Genomic DNA, 21,891 nt, shown 5'->3' on the forward strand with positions numbered 1-21,891 from the left:
TTACTTTTTTTTTGGTCTAAAAGGTTGTATTACTTTTTGATTACAATCTAAATAAGGACCATTCATTAAATCAATACAATACGGAATGGCTGGGAAAACAGCATCTAAACATTCTCGAATAGATTTTGGTTTACCTGGTAAGTTTAACACCAAACTATTATTTCTTAAACCAGCGGTTTGTCTCGATAGAATTGCTGTAGGAACAAATTTTAATGATTCCGCTCTCATAAGTTCACCAAATCCAGGCATCATTCTATCACATACAGCTTCTGTCGCTTCTGGAGTTACATCGCGTTTTGCTGGACCAGTTCCACCTGTTGTAATTACCAAACAACAGTTCTCGTGGTCAACCATATTAATAATTGTTTTTTCAATCAAGTCTTGCTCATCTGGTATAATTTTATAAACTTCTGTCCAGTCAGATATTAAATAATCATTCAATGTGTTGATAATTGCTTTTCCACTTAAATCTTCATAAACACCAGCACTAGCTCTATCGCTCACTGTTACGATTCCAATTTTGGCTTTCATATGTATTGGGTTAATTTGTTCTTTTCTTCAACTAAACAATGTAGCTGATTTTGATTAGGATAAAGGTAAATGAATTTAGATTTTACAGAAAGCTTAATCAACAAGAATTAGCTTATTCAATTTGAAATTCTAGGAGGACAGGTAAAGCTTGGTTGTTAAAATCAAATAAAGCTTGATTTTCCCAAGGAGATGCTTCAGTTCCTTGTTCACCTTTCCAAGCAATAAGCTCACCTCCCCAATAGCAAAAGCCAATTCCCATTTCAACTTCTTTAATTAATTGTTTCAAATCTCCAACAAATTTCTGTTGTCCGTTTGGGGTTGCTGGATAATCAGGTAAAATAAGATGTTCTTCTAATCCTACAATATTGTTTGTCCAGTCGTTCCAATCTAAAGTAAAAGGATACGCAGTTTCAGCAATTAGTATTTCTTTATTGTAAGAATTACTTAGTTCTTGCATTTTAGATTTAAGATTACTCAAAGATTTGCCATGCCATTTAGGATAATATGATAAACCAATAATATCATAATCGATTGTTTTTACTTGATTAAAGAACCAAGTTGAATTTTCTATTCCTGCAAAATGAAGTATAATTTTACAGTCTGACGAATGATTTCGCACGGCAGCAACTCCTTGTTTAATTAAATCAATAAAATTTTGTGTGTTATCTTCAATATTACCGCTTGGATGAAGTATTCCAGTGTTAATTTCATTACCTATTTGAATATAATCTGGTTGTATTTCTAAAACAACTTTTTTAGTATATTCATAAACGCTTTTCTGCAGCTCAGAAATATCTTGATTCTTCCATTCATTTGGGATTTCTTGTTGAGAGGGATCTGCCCAAGTATCTGAATAATGTAAGGTTAACCAAATTTTAAATCCCTTATTTTTAAGTTCAGATGTAAATTGTCTCACTTCTTCAAAGCCAGAATGGTTGTTTTCTGGTTGTACCCATAATCGTAACCGTATTGTATTAACACCACTTTTTTTTAGTATTGATAAAAATTCTTCTTGAGTTCCGTCACCGTTGTAAAATTTCGGAGAGAAAGCTTGTATTTCAGGAAAACTGGAAATATCAACAGCGCTTACAAACGTTGATGTAGGATTTTCCAAGACTGTACTTGTTCCATTCTCTTTAGAACAAGACCATAGTGTTAAAAGAAGTACGATTGGAAAAAGAAATTTATTCATGCACAATTATTTCTGAACTATTTGTTGTTGGTATATTGCTACAATATACTTTTTTTTAGATTAAAAATATTTGATTAATTCATCGTAAAAGTTTTAAACTTTAAAAGAAGAACTTCAAATTATGCACCTTTTCAAAAAATATGCTATCTAGAAAATGGATTTATTAACTTATAAGTATCTTTTAGAGTTTTGAAAAAATACTTTGAGACTGTAGATGTTCTGTAAAATAAAGACAGTACAAATCCGTTACAGGGTCTCGTTCTTGAATATTTAGAAACCAGAAATTAATAGTGACATGTAGAGTTTTTCCTTTTCTTTTTTAATAAAAGGTTAAAAATTTATAAAAGGCACAACTTACTGAGTAAGCATAGTGATTTACATTGTAGTATATCGAGTGGAATTTCAATTCTAAATAATAATGAAGCTATTTTAAAATCAACGTTTTATATTTTTGGGTTGATTCCAAACATAAAAGAAAAGATTATTGGATGTTAAACATTTTTTTATTGCAACTGGATTTATGGGCTAAATCAAACATAAAAAAAAGATCCGTATTCCATTCGAGAATAGAATGTATTTTTTTATAACTATATGGATTTGGTAGTTAATGTTTATTTTTTGATAAACTTTCTTTTATCAAATCCATCAGTTACAATTTCAATAGTATCTCCATTAATTTTACCTTCATATTTACGCCAATTATATTGAATGCCATTTATCCAATTACTATTATTATTTTTTACACTAAATGGAGTAATAGGTTTGTCAAAAAACATAGAATCGTTTACATATAAACTAAACGATATATTGGTTCTGCTTATTTTGAGCGAATCCATGTTCGCTCTGAAAAAACCAACATAATATCCTTCACGAGCTTCATCAAAATCATCACTAGTTCCGAAATAAGTACCTGTATCGTTTTTAAATTTTATATAATGATTTTCATTTATATCAGTATTATAATCATAAACATATTCATACGTTCCTTCTAAGAACATGAAATTTTCATCATTCTTTCCTCGAAGAACAGTAGCAATATTTTTTGCAGCTTCTCCAAATCCTTGACCAATATTAAAGACAATAATTAAGAAAAAAGTAAGTAATCCAATAAAAGTTATCACCACCATTATACATCCTAATTTTCCTCTTTTTACCTGCGATTGATACTTTGATTTAGTCATAATTAAATACCATTTCTTATTTGTCTAAAATTAAAGCAGGAATATTTAAAGATTTGTATAACTCATTATATGCATTCATTTCTGTATTGATAATAGCATCTCTTTCATTTTTATACACTTGCCAATCTTGCATTAAATCTTGAAATCTTTCTTTTGCTCCACGAGTAACTTTTGGATCTGCTTGGTCTATGTAGCTTGAGAGTTGAATAAGTTGCGAATTCAATTTATTATTGAAATTAATCACATCTTGAAAGGTTTTTTGTTTTTGTTGAATTAAATTTTCTTCCCAAGAATTAATTCGCTTTTTTAATTCATCTCCTGTTTTTAGGAGCTTTTTAGCGGTATCATTTCCTTTCAATAATTTGCTATAGGTATTTAATTGTGATTTAGCCGATCTCATTTGATTTACAGATGTATGCATGTCCTTTAAAGTAGCTTCAATTTGGACTAACATATTTTGTTGTTCTCTAAAATCTTGAGGAGTTGATTTGATGGCTGGATTCGGTAAAATTTTAGCTTGAGTTTCTGCTGTTGTTCCATCTAATGTCAATCGTAAGGTGTAGTTACCTGGCGCAACACTAGAACCTGAAAGTCCTCCAAAAACAAAAACTTTATCAATCGCTGGAATTGCTTCTCTGTTAAAATCCCAAGTAAATCTGTTATATCCTTTTTTAGAAGGTAATATTTGAGGTTTTGATGGTCCGCCTGGCCAAGATTTAAATCCTTTTGGTTTTTTATTAGTGTATGTTCTTATAACTTTCGAGTTTTGTAAAACTTCTAATTTTAAATCTAAAGTATCAGCATTTTTATCTAAATAATAATCGAATGTAACTCCACTTTTCGGATTCTGTCCTTGTCCAACAGCTTTTGAAACTCCTCCGAATATTCTATAACTATCTTTCGGTTTAAAAATCTCAACTGATTTTCTTTCTTTCGTCATATTCTGCAACACGCCTAAATCGTCTAAAATCCAAAATCCTCTTCCAGATGTTGCTGCCACTAAATCATTATCTTGAATGGTAAGATCGTTAATAGTAACAATTGGTAAATTCAAATGTAATCGTTGCCAATTTTTTCCATCATCATTTGAAATATATAAACCAGTTTCGGTTCCTGCATATAATAATCCTTTTCGCTTTTTATCAGCACGAACAACTCTTACAAAGCCATTTGGATCATCTAATCCATTTACAATTTTAGTCCAAGATTTTCCGTAATTATTAGTTTTAAAAACATAAGAATTTAAATCTAAAGTCTTGTATCTCATTACAACTACATAAGCAACGGCAGGATTATGTTCAGAGATATCAATGCTATTTATAATTCCGTCCTTAATTTCTTTCGGAGTAATATTTTCCCAATTGGCTCCTCCATTTCTTGTAATATGTAAAAGTCCATCATCACTTCCTGCGTATAAAACACCTTCTTCATGTTGAGATTCAACTAATGCAGTTAGTGTATTATAATTTTCTCCACCAGCTGCTTCGTTAGTGAAAGGTCCACCACCTGGGCCATGTTTATCTTTTTCATTTTTAGTTAAGTCAGGACTCACAGTTGTCCAATTGATTCCACCATCAGTAGTTTTAAAAACAACATTTCCTCCGTGATAAATTGTTTTTCTATTATGTGGAGATGAAATAATTGGAGCATTCCAATTATAACGATATTTAGAATCTTTAGGAGCAATACTTAATCCTAATTCTGGATATTCTTTTATGGCTTTTTGTTCTCTTGAAGCCTTAGTCCATTTGCTTATATTTCCTTGATATGTTCCACCGTAAACAGTTTCAGGATTATTTGGATCAAAAGCAATAAATGCACTTTCTCCACCAGCAACAGAATACCAATCTTTCCAATCAATTCCTCCATCATTAGTTCTACTTGCAATGGTGATTGCAGAATTATCTTGTTGTCCGCCATATACATTATACGGAACTAAATTGTCTGTAATGACTCTGTAGAATTGAGCAGTAGATTGATTTTGCTGAGTACTCCAGCTTTTTCCCCCGTTGAAAGAAATATTTGCACCACCATCATTTGAATTGATGAGGTTTGAATTGTCGTAAGGATTAATCCATAAATGATGGTTATCCCCGTGAGGAACAGGAATATTTGAAAATGTTTTTCCGCCGTCAATGGATTTCATTACTGGAGCATTTAAAACATAAACAATATTTTCATTTTGTGGATCGGCAAAAATCTCCATATAATACCAAGATCTGGCTATATTAACACGATTACCATTTACTTGTCTCCATTTTTTTCCTCCATCATCTGATCGATACACTCCACCTTTTTTACCTTCTGCCTCAATAACAGCAAAAACTCTTTCTGGGTTTACTCGAGAAACAGAAATTCCTGATTTTCCAAATTCTTTTGGTAATCCAGTAGCTAGTTTGGTCCAAGTTTCACCGGCATCAATTGATTTATAGAGAGCAGAATGTTTTCCGCCAGATTCTATAATCCAAGGATATCTTCTGTGTTCCCACATCGACGCATATAAAATCCTTGGATTCGTCATATCCATTGATAAGGAAGACGCACCTGTTGTAGTATTTGTATATAAAATTCTTTCCCAAGTTTTTCCTCCGTCGATTGTTTTATAAATACCTCTTTCTTCTGTCGGTGCATATTGAGCTCCTTGAGCAGCGACATATATAATATCCGGATTTTTTGGATGAATAATTACATCAGAAATATGTCTGGTTTTTTCTAATCCTAAATGAGTCCAAGTTTTTCCTGCATCCATTGATTTATAAACTCCATTTCCCATAGATGTCATAACACCTCGAGCAGCGTGTTCTCCCATTCCAACAAGTACAATATTAGTATCACTTTCTGAAACCGCAATTGCTCCAACTGATCCTGTTTTAAAGAATTTATCAGAAATATTTTTCCAGGTAATTCCAGCATCAGTTGTTTTATAAACTCCACCACCAGTAGAACCCATATAATAGGTAAGTGGCTGTCCAATAACTCCAGAAGAAGCAACACTTCGTCCTCCTCTAAATGGACCAATATTTCTCCATTTTAATCCGTGGAATAGAGAATCTGTAAGTTGAATTTCAGGTTGGTTGTTTTTCTTTTTTCTTTTTTGAGCTTCAGAATTGAAAGGAAGTATTAAAAGACAAACGAGTATAATTTGAAGGGTTTTCATGTAATAATTATTATCTGGTTGGTTGAATTATTGGTAGCTACAAAATCAATGCATATACCACTGTGAATTTAACCTAAATATTCACATGAAACAAAGAAAAGGGATGTGTTGGGTTTTATTTATACTTGGTTCCTATAAATTATTGTAATTTTTTAATTCTGACAATAGGACCCGGGCATAACGATTGATGGCAAGCCAAGCAATTGTTTACCATGTTTTTATAGTTTTTTGCTGTTTGATTTGTGTTTGAAGATTTTAAGTTTTTTATGCTTTGTAAGTATGAAGTGGCGAAAGCTTTGAATTCAGAAGAAGCAGCCTTTTCAGGTTCTGTTGCGATAGCACTAAAAATCTTTTCATGATCAAGGTTGATTTCTATTGGCTCGTTATTTTGAATATGTTTTTTGTTAATCATTGCTTCATCATAAATTTCTCTCATTAATAAAGCAAGTTCGCTATCTTGATTAACTACATTCTGAGAGTTTTCTTTGAGTAAGTTATTTTTTTGATTTTGAGTGCAAGATAAAAATGAAAATGGGATAAGTAGAAAGTAAAATTTCTTCATTTTTTATATTGTTGTTTCTTTTAATGATAAGTTGAATTCCATTATATTTTTTTGAACATACCATATTTTAATATGCAGTAAATAGCTTTTACACCATCTTTCCATCCAATTTTTTTACCTTCATCATATTTTCTTCCATAATAAGAAATTTCAACTTCCTTCAATCTTAAATTTTTAATTCGAGAAAGTTTAGCTGTTACCTCTGGTTCAAATCCGAAACGTTTTTCGGTTAATGGAATAGATTGAATAATGTCTGTCTTTAATAATTTGTAACATGTTTCCATGTCTGTTAATTTCAAATTGGAAAATAGGTTGGATAAGAAGGTTAGAAATTTATTAGCAAAATGATGTGTAAAATAGGATTTTTGATGAGGTAGATTTCCCAAAAATCGTGAGCCATATACAATATCAGCTTCTTCGTTTAGAATGGGTTGTAACAGTTTATTGTATTCATTTGGATCATATTCTAAATCAGCATCCTGAATAATTAAATATTCTCCAGAAGCATGAGATATTCCTTCGTGTATGGCACCACCTTTCCCAATGTTTTTTTTCATTGGAAAAAACTTTACATCTAAATCAGGACTGTCAGATATAAATTCTTTTACAATTGCAATTGAGTTATCTTTTGATCCATCATCGACAATTATAAATTCTTTTTGAATATTATTGATTAACTCAACGTTCTTTACCTTAGTAAGAAGTTTTAACAAGGTGTTTTCTTCGTTATATACAGGGATTAAGATTGAAAGTTTATTGATTAACATTTACAGAGTCTACTTTTATATTATTTTCATATCTGGATTTCTCTATGATTTGTCCAGCTTTATTTTTCTTTATTACTTCTCCATTTAGTTTTCCATTGGTCCAAGCACCATAAAGAATTTCTCCATTTTTGAAGCTTAGCTCTCCATCACCATGACGAAGATTATTTTTCCATTGTCCAGCGTATTTTTGACCATCCTCCCAAGTATATGTTCCATAACCATTTCTTTTTTCATTTTTCCAATCGCCCCAATAACCTAATTCGGAATTAAATTTCATTAAATATGTATTGGGATTTGAAAGTTGTTTAATGATTTTAAACTTTTGGGGATACCGATCAATCGCTGGAAGTAAATATTTTGAAGTTGAAGAATACCCTAATTGTTCGAGGACAACATAATCGACATTTTTATTTTTAAGGTATTCTATTTGTTTTTCTCTGTTTGTCGTATTGAGATAGCCAGTTACATGTTTCCTAGAAAATAAATAAAATAATGCGCCTTTACGGGAACATGTTACGGAGTTTTGTGAAGAATTATTTTTGATCCATTTAGCGAATTCAAAATAATTGGTATAATTATTAGCGTAACCCGATTTTGCTTTTTTATTGAGCTTTTGAATGGAGCTATAACCATAAAATGACAGCCAAGCGATTAATAAAAAACACATAGTTAAGTTTTGAATTAATTTTCTCTTTGAGGAATTCACTTTTTTTAAAATGAGTTTAATCATATGAAATATCCCATAAGCAAATAAGAAAATCAAAAAAGGAACTAAAGGAAGTAAAAATCGTGTTCCATACCAAACATATGGCCATAGCATGAGTATTCCAAAAAATGAGAAAATATAAATAATAACTAGGTTTCTGTGTTTGGTAAGTTTACATAAACCCAATAAAATAAAGGCAATACAAGTTACACCTATAATCCATTCTTGAATATTAGAAGAATCGACATACAATACCTCTTTGGTGTGAGTTAATGCAGATGGAATTTCTTTCGTAATATACCTGTGAATATTAATGATTATTCTTTCAAGAATATCATAAAAATTTATGGTTCCTAACTCTGGTTGATAAGGGTTTTTTAAAAAGAATTGGCTCGTGTAGGAATTATGTGAGCTTTTATTTCTTAAAAACCAAGGTAAATAAAGAAGCGTAAAGCTTAAAACTGTAACCAAACTATATTTCCACTTTTTTTGAATAATCAGAACAAAAGTAAAACTCAATAAAAGAGCTATTCCAATTGTTCTTATGTAAAATGAAAATACCAAACAGCCTAGAAACAGTAAGAATGTATAGTTTCTTAAAATGTATTTTTCAAAATCAATTTTTATAAATAAGAATAATGATAAAAGTGAAAAGAAAGTAAAAGGAATTTCACTCATCATTATTGTTGAGTATTGTAGTAAATGATAATTGAATAGGACAATTAGGCTACTTATCCATGCAATGAAATTATTATTTGTAAAACTAATTATAAGGAAAAACAGGACGTAAATACTACCAAGAAAGAACAAACCATTGGTGATTTTAATTACTGAAATCCGATTTGAAAAAGTTTTAATTGTAGCAGCGATAATCGTGGGATAACCAGGAGGAAAATGAAAGTGTTCTGATTTCGATTTATTATGAATGTTTTTGTACCCTTCTCCATCCGCAATCGAATTACCTAGAATATAGTAGCTTGCGTTATCTCCACCTAAGCTAATTTTACTGTCAAAAATAGAATTGTATACGGTTGAAAAACAAAAAAGTAAAGAAAGTAAGTAAATATAATTATGATACTTTTTATACTTACTAATTAAATTCCTCATGGTTTTGAAACACTATCAGTTTGTTGTGATAAATGTAATCAATATAATTTCAATTAGAAATAATTTAAAAATAGACCATTGGTAGCGTTGTTATTTTTATTAAAAAAAGTTAAACTAAAATAAATACTATTATTGTCAGGCAAAAAATCTACTCAATTTGTAAAATTACAATACAAGAAAATTTCAAATAGAAATTTATGGATTTAAAAAAATCTTTGATAGATAATAGTCATTATTTTATTTAAAAAGTAGAGAACTACGTATCGAATTGTTTTTAGTGAAAGAGGATTTATTTCTATGCACTTGTTATTACCTCATAATCCTATTCATATTTACACCTGGATAAAACCAGAAAAGCTCATCGATATATCAATGAGCTTGTATATACATATAGTTTTGAGCACTATTCTTTAATTAAACTTCTGGAAATTACAATTTTTTGAATTTCAGAAGTTCCCTCATAAATCTGAGTAATTTTTGCATCACGCATTAAACGCTCAACGTGGTATTCTTTAACGAAACCATTTCCACCGTGAATTTGTACAGCTTCAACAGTGTGTTCCATGGCTACTTTAGAAGCATATAATTTTGCCATAGCTCCCGAACGATCGTAATTGTTACCAGCGTCTTTATCACAAGCAGATTGCATTACTAAATGACGAGCAGCTGTAATATCAGTATACATATCTGCTAATTTAAACGCGATTGCTTGATGATTGCAAATCTCCGTTCCAAAAGCTTTACGCTCTTTAGAATATTTTAATGCTAATTCGTATGCTCCTGAGGCAATACCGAGTGCTTGAGCAGCAATACCAATACGTCCCCCTGATAAAGTTTTCATTGCGAATTTAAATCCAAATCCATCTTCACCAATTCTATTTTCTTTAGGAACTTTTACATCATTAAACTGTAAAGTATGTGTGTCAGAACCACGAATTCCTAACTTATCTTCTTTAGGGCCAATATGGAATCCTTCCATACCTTTTTCAACGATAAAAGCGTTAATTCCTCTGTGTCCTTTTGCTCTATCTGTTTGAGCAATTACTAAGTATACATCAGAGCGTCCTCCATTTGTAATCCAGTTTTTAGTTCCGTTTAATAAATAGTAATCTCCTTTATCTTCAGCCGTAGTTGCTTGTGATGTTGCATCAGATCCAGCTTCTGGTTCACTTAAACAAAAGGCACCAATAGATTCACCAGTAGCTAACTTTGTTAAATATTTTTGTTTTTGTTCTTCAGTTCCATATGCTTCTATACCGTAACATACTAAAGAGTTGTTTACAGATACCATTACAGAAGCAGAAGCGTCTATTTTAGAAAGCTCTTCCATAATTAATACGTAAGAAATAGTATCCATTCCGCTTCCTCCATATTTTGGATCTACCATTATACCCATAAATCCAAGTTCTCCCATTTTACGAACTAATTCGTCTGGAAATTCTTGTTTTTCATCTCTTTCAATAACACCTGGTAGTAATTCATTTTGTGCAAAGTCGCGAGCTGCATCACGTATCATTAAATGCTCTTCTGTAAGATTAAAATCCATTCTAAATCGTTGTAGTTATAAATTATTCTTAAAAAACGTCCCCAAAGATAGTCCTTTCATATGATTTTTTCAAAAGCTTTTATAATTTTACATTATGCAGAATCAGTATAAATATGTGATCGGATTAATGTCTGGAACTTCGCTTGATGGATTAGATTTAGTTTACGTGAAATTTAATCAAAAAAACTACAAAGATTTTCAAATTCTTCAGAGTTCAACAAAATCATATTCAGTTTATTGGAAGGAAACATTACAACATGCAATTTATAAGTCAAAAGAGGATTTAGATCGGATAGATATTGAATATGGTCATCTTCTAGGAGAAATGACAAATGAGTTCATTAATAAACATAATATTAGTGTTGTTGATTTTATTGCTTCACATGGACATACAGTTTTTCATCAACCAGATAAAGGAATCACATTTCAAATAGGAGATGGACAAAAAATAGCTGATGTTACAAGTTGTAAAGTAATCTGTGATTTTAGAACTCAAGACGTTCAATTAAAAGGACAAGGAGCTCCTTTAGTGCCAATTGGTGACGAGCTGTTATTTTCAGATTATGATATTTGTTTAAATCTAGGGGGTTTTGCAAATGTTTCTTTTAAACGAGATAATAAAAGAATCGCTTTTGATATTTGCCCTGTAAACATTGTGATGAATCACTACACCAAGAAAATTGGTTTAGAGTATGATAAAGGAGGAAAAATAGCTGCTAGAGGAAAAATTAATGAGGAATTATTAAAGGAATTAAATTCCTTAGCGTATTATAAAAAAAATCCTCCTAAGTCTTTAGGTTTAGAATGGGTTCAACAAATTGTATTCCCTACAATAAACAAATTGGAAACAGATATTCCTTCAATTTTAAGAACATTTATCGCACATGCTGCGGAACAAATTGGTAAGGTTTTTGATAAGTCAGAAAAGGTTTTAGCGACAGGTGGAGGAGCTTATAATAGTTTTTTGATAATGGAAATTGAACGATTTTATAATAAGAGAATTAAAATGGCTGATGCAGATATTATTGAGTTTAAAGAAGCTTTAATATTCGCATTTTTGGGTTTACTGAAGGAGAACAATGAAATTAATTGCTTGAGTTCGGTTACTGGAGCTGTAAAAGATCATTCCTCAGGTGAAGTTTTCTTGCCACAAAGCATAAAAAGTGTTCAGAATGAATAGTAAATATGAATGAAATTAAAAACTATGGAAAGTTTTTTTAAAAAAAGTTTCTACAGTAAACTGTCACCAAAATAATAAGAAATAATAATTCATACCATTTCATTAATAATGTATTGATATTTGTAATACTTAACGACTTTTTTTTTGGTAAGTTTGCCAGATAAGATAAAAATTTAAAAAAAATAGAAATGACGCAACTTTAGCTTACATGATTTAAAAATAATAAAACACACGAACTAACGATTAAACAAACCTTAATTTATTTTAAATCATGAAAGAATTATTAAAAAAATACGAAGAAAAACAACCAGAAATAGTTTTTAATTGGAAAGACTCAGAAACAGAGGCCGAAGGATGGACGGTAATCAATTCATTACGTGGAGGAGCTGCAGGAGGTGGAACAAGAATGCGTAAAGGATTAGATAAATATGAAGTAATGTCGCTTGCAAAAACAATGGAAGTTAAATTTACTGTTTCTGGTCCAGCTATTGGAGGTGCAAAATCAGGTATCAACTTCGATCCACAGGATCCACGAAAAGAAGGAGTCTTGAGAAGATGGTATAATGCTGTAGCCCCTTTATTAAAAAATTATTATGGTACTGGTGGTGATTTAAACGTGGATGAAATTCATGAAGTAATTCCAATTACCGAAGAAAGTGGAGTTTGGCATCCGCAAGAAGGTGTTTTTAATGGTCACTTTAAACCAACAGAAGCAGATAAAATTAATCGCATTGGACAATTACGTCATGGTGTAATAAAAGTTCTAGAAGACGAGCATTATTCTCCGTCAGTTCAAAAAAAGTATACCGTAGCAGATATGATTACTGGTTACGGAGTTGCGGAAGCAGTGAAACATTTTTACTCTATTTACGGAGGTAACGTAGCTGGGAAAAGAGCTGTTGTTCAAGGATTCGGAAATGTTGGTTCAGCTGCTGCATATTATTTGGCTCAAATGGGAGCAAAAGTTGTTGGAATTATAGATAGAGTAGGAGGAGTTATTAATGAAGAAGGGTTTTCTTTTGAAGAAATTAAGGAGTTGTTTTTAACTAAAGATGGTAATACTTTAGTAGCTGAACAAATGATTCCATTTGAAGAGATGAATGAAAGAGTGTGGAATTTACCTTGTGAGATTTTTGCTCCTTGTGCCGCATCTCGTTTAATTACAGAAAAGCAAATTAATCAAATGATAAATTCAGGATTGGAAGTTATTTCTTGTGGAGCAAATGTACCGTTTGCAGATAAAGAAATTTTCTTTGGTCCAATAATGGAAGAAACTGATAAAAAAGTGAGTTTAATTCCTGATTTTATTTCGAATTGTGGAATGGCAAGAGTTTTTGCTTATTTCATGGAAAAAAGAGTTTCTATGGATGATGAAGCAATTTTTCAAGATACATCAAACACAATTCGAAAAGCTTTAGAAGTCGCTCATGCTAAAAATTCATCAAAGACTAGCATTAGTGAAACAGCGTTTGAAATAGCGCTAAAAGAGTTAACTTAAAATTAAATTTAATTATGTTGAAACATTTCTTAGGAAATAGCCCCAAATGGTTTAAAATGACCATGATTGGTTTCTTAATTTTCAATGTGTTTTCCTTTTTTGTATTAGGTAAAACCATTACGGCTTGGTTGTTTATTGGTGAGTTTATTTTCACTTTAGCCATGGCATTAAAGTGTTATCCTTTGCAATCAGGAGGGATTTTAGCTGTTGAAGCTTTAATTTTAGGTCTTACTCACCCAATGTATAAATTAGATGATAGTGGAAATGTTGTAAAAGATACTTTAGGAGAACCTATTAAAGGAGGAGTTTTACTTGAAGTTGAACATAATCTTGAAGTGATTCTTCTTTTAGTGTTCATGGTGGCAGGCATTTATTTTATGAAACCTTTATTAATGTTTATTTTCAGCAAGGTTTTTACTAAAATACGTTCAAAGCTGATTTTATCTTTACTTTTTGTTTTTTTGGCAGCAGTATTATCTGCATTTTTAGATGCCTTAACAGTAACAGCCGTTTTAATTAGCGTTGCTGTTGGGTTTTATGGAGTATATCATAAAATACATTCAAGTGCTTCTGCTGATTATGACGACGATCGTGTTTTAGATCGAAAAGAATTAAGTGGAGAAACATTAGAACAATTCCGAAGTTTTTTGCGAAGTTTAATTATGCATGGTGTTGTAGGTACCGCTCTTGGTGGAGTATGTACACTAGTTGGAGAGCCTCAAAATCTATTAATTGGTGAACGATTAGGTTGGGATTTCGTGGAATTTTTCTTAATGATGGCCCCTATTACAATTCCAGTATTGGCGGCAGGTTTGTTAACAACGGTTGTGTTGGAAACAACAGGCTGGTTCGGTTTTGGAGCTAAGTTACCAAAGGTTGCAGCAGAAATTATTGAAAATTATACAATTGAAGAAGATAAGAAGCGAACGGATAAAGAGAAGTACGGGCTTGTTGTTCAAGGTGTTTCAGCAGTGTTATTAATTTTAGGTTTAGCTTTACACATTGCACCAGTTGGATTTATCGGATTAGCATTAATCATAGTACAAACAGCGTTTATGGGGATTGTTGATGAACATAAATTAGGTCACGCTTTTGAAGAGGCATTACCATTTACAGGTTTATTAGTTGTCTTTTTTGTTATTGTTGCGATGATACATGATCAGCATTTGTTCAAGCCAATTATTGATTGGGCATTACAACAAGATATTGAATCACAGCCAGGTCTATTTTATATTGCAAATGGATTTTTATCAGCAATTAGTGACAATGTGTTCGTTGCAACTGTCTACGTAGGAGAAGTAGAAAGTGCTTTTAAAAGTGGTGTTATCAATAGAGAGCATTTCGAGAAGTTAGCTGTGGCGATTAACACAGGTACTAATTTGCCAAGTGTTGCAACACCAAATGGTCAAGCTGCATTTTTATTCTTATTAACATCATCTTTAGCTCCATTAATCAATTTATCGTATGGTAAAATGGTTAAAATGGCTTTACCTTACACGATAGTTTTAGGTGGTTTGGGTTATTTAATGGTGAAAATTATGCTTTAAGAACTAAATTCTAAAGAAATATTAAAATCCTGAATTTTTAGAATTCAGGATTTATTTTTTATACTTTTAATCAAAAGAAAACGTTTTACGAAAAACATCAAATCTGTTTTATGCTTTTATTTATTCAAAAAGTCGAAAAAGAAATTACCGAAGGAGCTTTAAACGAGGCTACACAAGAAAAGACATTATCAATCATCCAATTAATTAAGGATGGTGGTCTTGGTGGACAAATAATTATCGCTTTGTTATTTGTGTTATTAGGAGTGGCCCTTTATATCTATTTTGAGAGATTCTTTGCGATAAAATCCGCTTCGCATGTAGATAAAGATTTTATGAACCAAATTCGTGATTTTGTTGTTAATGGACAATTAGACGCGGCAAAGGCTTTGTGTCAAAATACAGATAGTCCAACTTCTCGATTAATTGGAAAGGGTATTTCAAGAATAGGAAAACCTCTAGAAGATATTAATACAGCAATTGAGAATGCGGGTAAGCTTGAAATTTATAAACTAGAAAAGAATGTTTCTGTTGTTGCAACTATTTCAGGAGCAGCTCCAATGATTGGGTTCTTAGGAACAGTAATCGGTATGATTGTTGCAATTCACGAGATTGCGAATTCTGGAGGGCAAATTGATATTAAAATGCTTTCCGATGGTTTATATACTGCTATGACTACTACAGTAGCTGGATTAATTGTTGGTATTGTGGCCTATATAGCTTACAACCATTTAGTGGTAAGAACGGATAAGGTTGTTTATCAGATGGAAGCTAAATCAGTTGAATTTTTAGATTTATTAAATGAACCTGTGTAATGAATTTAAGAGGTAGAAATAAAGTAGATCCCAATTTTAATATGTCATCAATGACGGATATTGTCTTTTTGTTGTTGATATTTTTCATGTTGACATCTACTTTGGTTACTATTAATGCGATTGATTTGTTTTTACCGAATGGAAATGGGAAGACTGAGAATAAAACAAAAGTCGCTGTTTCAGTAACAAAGGAAGGAGTATTTTATATTAATAAAACAAAAGTTTCAGCTGCTAATTTGGAAAGAAAACTTGTTGAGGCAACAAGTGGTGTAGAAGGAACTAAAAGCTTAGTGATTAGAGGAGATAAGAAAGTGAACTACGAAGAGGTGGTAAAGATCATCGATATTGCGCATAGAAATAAATTGAAAATGGTTTTGGCCGTAAAAGGAAATTAAATTATGCAATTATTTGACACTATACACAAGAGAAAATCTGCAATATTAACTTCGGTTATACTGCTGTTATTGATTTTTGTGATGTATGGTTTCGGTATGAAATACATGGATCCTCCTATTGAATATGGAGTGGCAATAAATTTTGGTGATTCTGATGTAGGAGACGGTTCTCCTGTGGAAAAAGTTAAAATTACTGAACCAAAAGTTGAAGAAATTGAAGAGGTAAAGGAAGAGGTTCAAGAAGAAATTGTTGAAGAGACTACATCAAATCCAACTAATGAGGATGTGCTGACAGATGATTCCAATGAAGACGTACCAGTTGTTGAAAAGTCAGATCAAAAGAAAGAAGTTGTTGAAGAAGAGAAAAAAGAAGAAGAGAAAAAAGAAGAGGTGATAAAAGAGAATAAGTCTGAGCCAAAACCAAGGCCAAAACCATCAAAAGCCGCAACGGATGCTCTAAATAGTTTGTTAAATGGATCACCATCAGATGGGGATAATGCAAAAGGAGAAGGGGATAATGCGGATCCTGGTGTTAAAGGAGATCAAAAAGGCGATCCAAATTCCAATAAATATTATGGACAAATAGGCGGTGGTTCTGGCGGAAAATACAATTTGTCAGGAAGAAAAGCTTTATCTAAGCCAAGAGAAAATCCAGATTGTGAAGAAGAAGGCATTGTTGTAGTTTCAATTAAAGTTAATCAGAATGGGAATGTTGTTGAAGCAAAGCCAGGGGCAAAAGGAACGACAAACTCTGCATCATGTTTGTTTGAAGCAGCTAAAAAAGCAGCGCTTAAAACCAAATGGAATGCTGATGGAAAGGCTCCTTCAACTCAAGTGGGAACTATAATTTACAAATTTTCTTTATCTAAATAAATTTATGACTTATAAAGAAGCAGTCAATTGGATGTTTAATCAATTTCCTGTGTATCAGAATGAAGGTAAAAGTGCCTATAAAGATGACCTATCTAATTCAATACAACTTGCCAATTATTTAAAGAATCCAGAAAATAAATTTAAATCTATACACGTAGGTGGAACAAATGGTAAGGGTTCAACAAGTCATATGATAGCCTCTATTTTACAAGAAGCTGGATATAAAGTCGGGTTGTATACTTCTCCACATTTAAAGAGTTTTACTGAAAGGATTAAAATAAACGGAGAAGAGATTCCTGAGGGGAAGGTTTTAGATTTTGTCAATAGTCATAAGTTTTTTTTTAAAAAGCATCAATTATCATTTTTTGAAATGACTGTAGGGATGGCCTTTGATTATTTTGCTAAAGAGAAGGTTGATGTTGCAGTTATAGAAGTTGGTTTAGGAGGAAGATTAGATTCTACAAATATTATTACTCCTGAAATGTCGGTAATAACTAATATAGGGTTAGATCACGTTCAGATTTTAGGAAATACATTAGAGAAAATTGCTAGTGAAAAAGCGGGTATCATTAAATCTATTGTTCCTGTAGTTATTGGAGAAAAGCAATTAGAGATAGAACATGTATTTGTTGAAAAGGCTAATGAACTTGATGCTAAAATTACCTTTGCTTCTGAAGTAGTTCAGGAAGTATATGGGACTGATTTATTAGGTAGTTATCAACGACATAATATGAAAACTGCAATTTGCACAGTTCAAAACTTGAGAAATTTTAAAGTTACTCCGGATGTAATTGAAAAAGGTTTACTTAATGTAAAAACGAATACCAAATTAAGAGGAAGGTGGGAAATTTTGGAACATTCTCCTAAGGTGATTTGTGATACGGCGCATAATAAAGAAGGGTTAACTTATGTGATGGAGCAGCTTAAAAAGGAAAAATATGACAATTTACACATCGTATTAGGTGTTGTTTCAGATAAAAATTTAGACGAGATTTTACCGTTATTTCCAAAAGAAGCAATTTATTATTTCTCAAAACCAAATCTACCGAGAGGACTTTCTGCTGAAATTTTAAAAAAAGAATCAAAAAAGTTCGAATTGTTAGGAGAACAGTATGAAAGTGTGTTGTGTGCCTATGATGAGGCTGTTAAGGTTTCTTCTTCTGCGGATTTAGTTTTTGTAGGAGGTAGCACATTTACGGTAGCGGAAATTTTATAGCAAAAAAAAGCAAAAAAAACATTGTCAGAATTCAAAACTGTGTTATATTTGCATCCGCAATAGCAAACGAGGGCGCGTAGCTCAGTTGGTTCAGAGCACTTGGTTTACACCCAAGGGGTCAGGGGTTCGAATCCCTTCGCGCCCACAAAAACTCAAAAGCTAAATTGCATACAGGTTTACCGAATCCTGACAAAAATTTCGGGCGCGTAGCTCAGTTGGTTCAGAGCACTTGGTTTACACCCAAGGGGTCAGGGGTTCGAATCCCTTCGCGCCCACCAAAGCCTTCAGGGAACTGAGGGCTTTTTTATTTTACTTTACTCTATACTTTGCTTTAGATTTTGTAGGTTTGCCTAATAGAATAAATGGTTCGATTTTTATGAATATTAATCTTTCAAATAAGAAGATTTTGGTTACCGGTGGCGCTGGGTTTATTGGTTCTAATCTGTGCGAAGAACTTTTAAAACGGGATAATTATGTGGTTTGTCTTGATAACTTTGCTACAGGGAAAAGAGAAAATATTGAGGAGCTTATGAAGGATTCGAAATTTGAATTAATTGAAGGAGATATTCGCAATATTGATGATTGTCAAAAGGCAGTAATCGGAGTTGATTATGTTTTACATCAAGCAGCGTTAGGTTCTGTGCCAAGATCAATTAAAGATCCAATAACTTCTAATGATGTTAATGTGAGTGGTTTTTTAAATACGTTAGTGGCTGCTAGAGACGAAGGAGTGAATCGATTTGTATATGCAGCTAGTTCTTCAACTTATGGTGATTCCGATTCTTTACCAAAAGTTGAAGACAAAATTGGGAAACCTTTATCACCTTATGCTATAACAAAATATGTAAATGAGCTGTATGCTGATGTTTTTTCAAAAACCTATGGTTTAGAAACGATTGGTTTAAGGTATTTTAATGTCTTTGGCAGGAAACAAGATCCAAATGGAGCTTACGCAGCTGTAATTCCAAAATTTGTAGGTCAGTTTATGAAAGGGGAATCTCCTGTAATTAATGGTGATGGTAATTATTCAAGAGATTTTACATACATTGACAATGTAATTCAAGCTAATTTACTTTGTTTAGCGTCCGATAATCCAGAGGCAATTAATACTATTTATAATGTAGCCTTTGGAGAGAGGAACACATTGAACGATTTAGTTCAATATTTAAAGAAGTATTTATCTGAATTTGATAAAAGTATAGATAATATTGATATTAATTATGGTCCGAATAGACTAGGAGACATTCCTCATTCTCTTGCAAGTATTGATAAAGCGAAAGAATTGTTGGGTTACAAGCCTGAATATTCTTTAGAAAAAGGTTTGAAAGAGGCAGTGAAATGGTACTGGGAAAATTTATAATTAAATTTTATGAGTGAGATTAAAATAGGAATAATCGGTTTAGGATACGTAGGCTTACCCCTAGCTAGATTGTTCGCAACAAAATATTCGGTAGTTGGATTTGATATAAATCAAAGTAGAGTTGATGAGTTAATGACAGGAGTTGATTCTACTCTTGAAGTTGAAAATAGTTTATTACAAGAGGTTCTGGTTAATGATGATTCTAAAGTTGGACTGTTTTGTTCTACAGATATAAATTCATTATCGGATTGTAATTACTTTATTGTTACCGTTCCAACACCTGTTGATAAAAATAATCGACCGATTTTAACTCCACTTATTAAAGCAAGTGAGACTGTTGGTTCAGTATTGAATAAAGGAGATGTAGTGGTTTATGAATCTACAGTTTATCCAGGAGCTACAGAAGAGGACTGTATTCCTGTATTAGAAAGAGTTTCAGGTTTAGTGTTTAATGAAGATTTCTTTGCTGGTTATTCTCCAGAAAGAATTAATCCTGGTGATAAGGAACATACAGTTGAAAAGATTCTAAAAGTTACTTCTGGTTCAACACCTGAAATAGGGAAAAAAGTTGATGAATTATATCGCTCTGTAATTTCTGTAGGAACACATTTGGCCCCAACAATTAAAGTGGCAGAGGCTGCTAAAGTCATAGAAAATTCTCAACGGGATATTAATATTGCGTTTGTAAATGAGTTGGCTAAAATCTTCAATTTAATGGATATTAATACGTATGATGTCTTGGAAGCTGCAGGTACAAAATGGAATTTCCTTCCGTTTAAACCAGGTTTAGTTGGTGGACATTGTATTGGTGTTGATCCTTACTATTTAGCACAGAAAGCTCAAGAATTTGGTTATCATCCAGAGATTATTTTAGCAGGAAGAAGATTAAATGATAGTATGGGAGATTATGTAGCTTCTGATGTTTTGAAGTTGATGATTAAAAATGACATCAGGATTAAAAATGCGGAGGTTTTAGTTTTAGGTATTACTTTCAAAGAAAATTGTCCTGACGTTCGAAATACAAAGGTTGTTGATGTGATTCAAGCATTAGAAGATTACGAAATGAATGTTTCTTTATTTGATCCATGGGCAGAGCCAGATGAGGTCAAGAAAGAGTATGGGTTATCTTCAGTAAAAGACGTTCCAAACAATAAGTTTGATGCCGTAGTTTTAGCGGTTGCTCATAATGAATTTAAGACCTTGGATTTTGATTCATTGAAAAATGATAAAGCGATTGTATATGATGTGAAAAATGTACTATCGAAAGAATTAAAAGATAAAACTTTATAGATGAAGAAATTTGCGTTGATTGGTTTGGCGGGATATGTTGCGCCAAGGCATTTGAAAGCTATAAAAGACACGAATAATGATTTAATAGCTGCACTTGATAAATTTGATAGTGTAGGTGTTATGGATAGTTATTTTCCTAATGCAGATTTTTTTGTCGAAATTGAACGTTTTGATAGATACTTGGAAAAGCTTAAATATGAGAAGAATAAAGTGTTGGATTATATGAGTATTTGTACTCCTAATTATTTACACGATTCTCATATTAGAATGGCGTTAAGAAGAGGAGCAGATGCAATATGTGAAAAACCATTAGTGTTGAATCCTTGGAATATTGATGCTCTACGAAAAATGGAAAATGAATCAGGTAGAAGAATTTGGAATATTTTACAATTAAGGATGCATCCAAGTATTTTAGACTTGAAAGACAAAGTTAAAAATGCTCCAAAGGATAAAGTCTTTGATATTGATTTAACTTATATTACCTCTAGAGGGCATTGGTATTATACTTCATGGAAAGGAGATGAGTCGAAATCAGGCGGAATTGCAACTAATATCGGAGTACATTTTTACGATATGCTTTCCTGGGTTTTTGGAGATGTAAAAGAGAATACAGTCCATGTTCATTCTCATGATAGAGCAGCTGGCTATCTTGAATTTGAAAGAGCTCGAGTTAGATGGTTCTTGTCAATTAATAGCAATGCATTACCAGAGGAAATTAAGGAAAAGGGGCAACGAACGTATCGTTCCATAATGATAGAAGGAGAAGAGTTGGAGTTTTCTGGTGGATTTAAGGATTTGCATACCAAAGTATATGAAGGTATTCTTGAAGGGAAAGGATATGGTTTGGAAGATGCTAGACAAGCCATTGAAATAGTTCATGAAATACGAAATACACAACCAAAAGGTTTGATTGGAGAATATCATCCCTTTGCTTCTCAAGGTTTGGAGCCACATCCCTTTAATAGATAACT

The 21,891-nt window shown here is 32.1% G+C and carries 18 protein-coding genes and 2 tRNA genes; 12 read left to right on the top strand and 8 right to left on the bottom strand.

What is annotated here, in order from left to right; genetic code table 11:
• The 8 genes from mog to BTO06_RS02830 form a co-directional block, all read right to left on the bottom strand.
• Window positions 1–531 (bottom strand): molybdopterin adenylyltransferase, encoded by a 531-nt coding sequence (gene mog / locus BTO06_RS02795; protein WP_100923862.1) that lies wholly within the window; start codon window positions 529–531, stop codon window positions 1–3.
• A gap of 112 nt (window positions 532–643) precedes the next feature.
• Window positions 644–1,723, bottom strand: a complete 1,080-nt coding sequence (locus BTO06_RS02800; RefSeq protein WP_100923863.1) for a glycoside hydrolase family 53 protein — start codon at window positions 1,721–1,723, stop codon at window positions 644–646.
• Between the two features lie 611 nt (window positions 1,724–2,334).
• A complete protein-coding gene (locus BTO06_RS02805; protein WP_100923864.1) occupies window positions 2,335–2,904 on the bottom strand; it encodes a hypothetical protein in 570 nt (189 codons plus the stop codon).
• A 16-nt stretch (window positions 2,905–2,920) separates the two neighbouring features.
• Window positions 2,921–6,061 carry a VPS10 domain-containing protein gene (locus tag BTO06_RS02810; protein WP_100923865.1) on the bottom strand — a complete coding sequence of 1,047 codons (3,141 nt, stop codon included), beginning with the start codon at window positions 6,059–6,061 and terminating at the stop codon, window positions 2,921–2,923.
• A 139-nt stretch (window positions 6,062–6,200) separates the two neighbouring features.
• The gene (locus BTO06_RS02815) at window positions 6,201–6,623 is read right to left on the bottom strand and encodes a hypothetical protein (protein WP_100923866.1); all 423 of its coding nucleotides are present in this window, start codon (window positions 6,621–6,623) and stop codon (window positions 6,201–6,203) included.
• Window positions 6,624–6,664: 41 nt separating this feature from the next.
• Complete coding sequence (locus BTO06_RS02820) at window positions 6,665–7,390, bottom strand: glycosyltransferase family 2 protein (RefSeq protein WP_100923867.1); 726 nt, start codon at window positions 7,388–7,390, stop codon at window positions 6,665–6,667.
• On the bottom strand, window positions 7,377–9,203 hold the full coding sequence (locus BTO06_RS02825; protein ID WP_100923868.1) for a phospholipid carrier-dependent glycosyltransferase: 1,827 nt from the start codon (window positions 9,201–9,203) through the stop codon (window positions 7,377–7,379). Before BTO06_RS02825 ends, BTO06_RS02820 begins: the two co-directional genes overlap by 14 nt.
• Before the next feature lie 403 nt (window positions 9,204–9,606).
• The gene (locus BTO06_RS02830) at window positions 9,607–10,749 is read right to left on the bottom strand and encodes an acyl-CoA dehydrogenase (protein WP_100923869.1); all 1,143 of its coding nucleotides are present in this window, start codon (window positions 10,747–10,749) and stop codon (window positions 9,607–9,609) included.
• Between the two features lie 94 nt (window positions 10,750–10,843).
• Here BTO06_RS02830 and BTO06_RS02835 point away from each other — a divergent pair, with 94 nt between their 5' ends.
• From BTO06_RS02835 to BTO06_RS02890, 12 genes are all read left to right on the top strand, one after another.
• Window positions 10,844–11,929 (top strand): anhydro-N-acetylmuramic acid kinase, encoded by a 1,086-nt coding sequence (locus tag BTO06_RS02835; protein WP_100923870.1) that lies wholly within the window; start codon window positions 10,844–10,846, stop codon window positions 11,927–11,929.
• A 271-nt stretch (window positions 11,930–12,200) separates the two neighbouring features.
• Window positions 12,201–13,427 carry a Glu/Leu/Phe/Val dehydrogenase dimerization domain-containing protein gene (locus BTO06_RS02840; RefSeq protein WP_100923871.1) on the top strand — a complete coding sequence of 409 codons (1,227 nt, stop codon included), beginning with the start codon at window positions 12,201–12,203 and terminating at the stop codon, window positions 13,425–13,427.
• Window positions 13,428–13,441: 14 nt separating this feature from the next.
• Window positions 13,442–14,974, top strand: a complete 1,533-nt coding sequence (nhaB, locus tag BTO06_RS02845) for a sodium/proton antiporter NhaB (RefSeq protein ID WP_100923872.1) — start codon at window positions 13,442–13,444, stop codon at window positions 14,972–14,974.
• A gap of 110 nt (window positions 14,975–15,084) precedes the next feature.
• Window positions 15,085–15,786: a MotA/TolQ/ExbB proton channel family protein gene (locus BTO06_RS02850; RefSeq protein ID WP_100923873.1), complete on the top strand. Its 702-nt coding sequence runs from the start codon at window positions 15,085–15,087 to the stop codon at window positions 15,784–15,786.
• Window positions 15,786–16,181 (top strand): ExbD/TolR family protein, encoded by a 396-nt coding sequence (locus tag BTO06_RS02855; RefSeq protein WP_100923874.1) that lies wholly within the window; start codon window positions 15,786–15,788, stop codon window positions 16,179–16,181. Before BTO06_RS02850 ends, BTO06_RS02855 begins: the two co-directional genes overlap by 1 nt.
• A gap of 3 nt (window positions 16,182–16,184) precedes the next feature.
• Entirely contained in the window at window positions 16,185–17,054 is an 870-nt protein-coding gene (locus BTO06_RS02860; RefSeq protein ID WP_100923875.1) for an energy transducer TonB, read from the top strand.
• 4 nt (window positions 17,055–17,058) lie between these two features.
• Window positions 17,059–18,270, top strand: a complete 1,212-nt coding sequence (locus BTO06_RS02865; protein ID WP_100923876.1) for a bifunctional folylpolyglutamate synthase/dihydrofolate synthase — start codon at window positions 17,059–17,061, stop codon at window positions 18,268–18,270.
• 70 nt (window positions 18,271–18,340) lie between these two features.
• A tRNA-Val gene (locus BTO06_RS02870) sits at window positions 18,341–18,415 on the top strand.
• A gap of 55 nt (window positions 18,416–18,470) precedes the next feature.
• Window positions 18,471–18,548 (top strand) — tRNA-Val (locus tag BTO06_RS02875).
• Between the two features lie 98 nt (window positions 18,549–18,646).
• On the top strand, window positions 18,647–19,630 hold the full coding sequence (locus BTO06_RS02880) for an SDR family oxidoreductase (protein ID WP_100923877.1): 984 nt from the start codon (window positions 18,647–18,649) through the stop codon (window positions 19,628–19,630).
• A gap of 9 nt (window positions 19,631–19,639) precedes the next feature.
• Window positions 19,640–20,920 (top strand): nucleotide sugar dehydrogenase, encoded by a 1,281-nt coding sequence (locus BTO06_RS02885; RefSeq protein ID WP_100923878.1) that lies wholly within the window; start codon window positions 19,640–19,642, stop codon window positions 20,918–20,920.
• Window positions 20,921–21,889, top strand: a complete 969-nt coding sequence (locus BTO06_RS02890) for a Gfo/Idh/MocA family protein (RefSeq protein WP_100923879.1) — start codon at window positions 20,921–20,923, stop codon at window positions 21,887–21,889.
• The last annotated feature ends 2 nt before the right edge of the window (window positions 21,890–21,891 follow it).

The organism is Tenacibaculum sp. SZ-18, from assembly GCF_002813915.1.
Taxonomy (GTDB): Bacteria; Bacteroidota; Bacteroidia; order Flavobacteriales; family Flavobacteriaceae; genus Polaribacter.